Below are 2500 nucleotides of genomic sequence, written 5' to 3'. Positions count from 1 at the left end.
GAGACAGCGGGGAAGTCGTTACGCCATTCGTGCAGGTCGGAACTTACCCGACAAGGAATTTCGCTACCTTAGGACCGTTATAGTTACGGCCGCCGTTTACTGGGGCTTCGATTCAAAGCTTGCACCTCTCCTCTTAACCTTCCAGCACCGGGCAGGCGTCAGACCCTATACGTCGTCTTGCGACTTCGCAGAGCCCTGTGTTTTTGATAAACAGTCGCTACCCCCTGGTCTGTGCCACCCCATCATACTTGCGTAAAATGGGGTCACGCTTCTTCCGAAGTTACGCGTGCAATTTGCCGAGTTCCTTCAACATAGTTCTCTCAAGCGCCTTGGTATACTCTACCTGACCACCTGTGTCGGTTTCGGGTACGGTCTATACGGTGGAGCTATTTCCTGGAACCGCTCCGCTGCCCTGATAATCCAATAAACCAGAACAACTTGTGCAATCCGTCACTACCACCAGGCCCACGAATATTAACGTGGTTCCCATCGACTACGCGTGTCCGCCTCGTCTTAGGGGCCGGCTAACCCTGCTCAGATTAACTTTAAGCAGGAACCCTTGGTCTTTCGGCGAGAGGGTCTCTCACCCTCTTTATCGTTACTCATGTCAACATTCGCACTTCCGATACCTCCAGGAGCCCTCACAGGTCTCCCTTCATCAGCTTACGGAACGCTCCGCTACCACGTGTATTGCTACACATCCTCAGCTTCGGTGCATGGCTTCAGCCCCGTTACATTTTCGGCGCAAAGACCCTTATTTAGACCAGTGAGCTGTTACGCTTTCTTTAAATGATGGCTGCTTCTAAGCCAACATCCTGGTTGTTTTGGGATCCTCACATCCTTTCCCACTTAGCCATGACTTGGGGACCTTAGCTGGAGGTTAGGGTTGTTGCCCTTTTCACGACGGACGTTAGCACCCGCCGTGTGTCTGCCGAGTAGTACTCCCCGGTATTCGGAGTTTGGTTAGGATCAGTAAGACGGTGAGTCCCCATAGCCCATCCAGTGCTCTACCCCCGGGGGTATTCGCTCGACGCTCTACCTAAATAGATTTCGCGGAGAACCAGCTATTTCCGAGTTTGATTGGCCTTTCACCCCTAGCCACAAGTCATCCCAATCTATTGCAACAGATGCGGGTTCGGTCCTCCAGTTGGTGTTACCCAACCTTCAACCTGCTCATGGCTAGATCACTCGGTTTCGGGTCTAATGCAACAAACTATATCGCCCTATTCAGACTCGCTTTCGCTGCGCCTACACCTACCGGCTTAAGCTTGCTTGTTACACTAAGTCGTTGACCCATTATACAAAAGGTACGCCGTCAGGGTTGCCCCCTCCGACTGTTTGTAGGCATCCGGTTTCAGGTTCTATTTCACTCCCCTTGTCGGGGTGCTTTTCACCTTTCCCTCACGGTACTTGTTCGCTATCGGTCATGCACGAGTACTTAGGCTTGGAGAGTGGTCTCCCCATGTTCAGACAGGATTTCTCGTGTCCCGCCCTACTCTAGGACAATCATGATATCTACGCGTACGGGGCTGTCACCCACTACGGCCGCACTTTCCAGAGCGTTCCACTTTAATCACAATTGCCACTGGCCTGGTCCGCGTTCGCTCGCCACTACTTGCGGAGTCTCGGTTGATGTCCTTTCCTGCAGGTACTTAGATGTTTCAGTTCCCTGCGTTCGCTTCTTACACCCTATGTATTCAGGTGCAGATACCTTATCACAATACCTAGAAACCTGTTTTGTCCTCACGGCCAAAGGCCTGCGGACGGCGCGCCGGACGACCGGCGACGCGCTTTGCGCTACGAAGGAAGTCCCTCGCAACGAAAGCAACAAAACAGATTTTCTAGGTATTTAAGGTGGGTTGCCCCATTCGGAGATCCATGGATCAAAGCTCATTCGCAGCTCCCCACGGCTTTTCGCAGCGTATCACGTCCTTCATCGCCTGTGCATGCCAAGGCATCCACCAAATGCCCTTACGACACTTAATCGTTCTCATTGCCAATGCTCATCGTCTTTGTTTGATTTGGCAGACCTTGTCCGCTTCGCTTTCGCCTCGCGGGGTGCCAAATCCGACCATCCGGACAACCTTGCGATTGCCGTGCGGTCGGCCAAACATGCGTGATTACCTTTTACAATCACGCTTTCTAACAATGCCATCGACGTGTTCGACCTGATCACTTTATTGGAGCTACGCCGAGCAGCTCGCTTGTGTCAGGTCTTAAGACCAGCTTCTCGAGATTGGATCCGATACCGCGCGGTCAGGCAACGGTAATCCGATCGTCCGTCAGACGAGGCCCGAAGGCCACGAACAACACGCGATAAACCGCGATGCGGTTTACGCTGACGATCCAGAGCGACAAGCTTCCTTCCTACCTCCAGTCCTTCCCCTATCTCCGGCCGGCTAGGCCATCCATAGGATCAGCAGAACTGGGCTCGGACGTTTCGGGCCAAAACCCAAAACACCTGGAAGCCTCCAGATCAATCTTCTCTTCACAATGTATG

General features: G+C 52.9%; 1 rRNA gene (only partly in view). It reads right to left on the bottom strand.

The window, feature by feature from the left end:
* A 23S ribosomal RNA gene (locus C4N04_RS31245) occupies window positions 1-1986 on the bottom strand (it extends 892 nt beyond the left edge of the window).
* Between the last annotated feature and the right edge of the window lie 514 nt (window positions 1987-2500).

The organism is Rhizobium sp. H4 (assembly GCF_003013335.1).
Classification (GTDB): domain Bacteria; phylum Pseudomonadota; class Alphaproteobacteria; order Rhizobiales; family Rhizobiaceae; genus Rhizobium; species Rhizobium sophoriradicis.
This window is presented reverse-complemented; position numbering and strand designations above follow the sequence as displayed.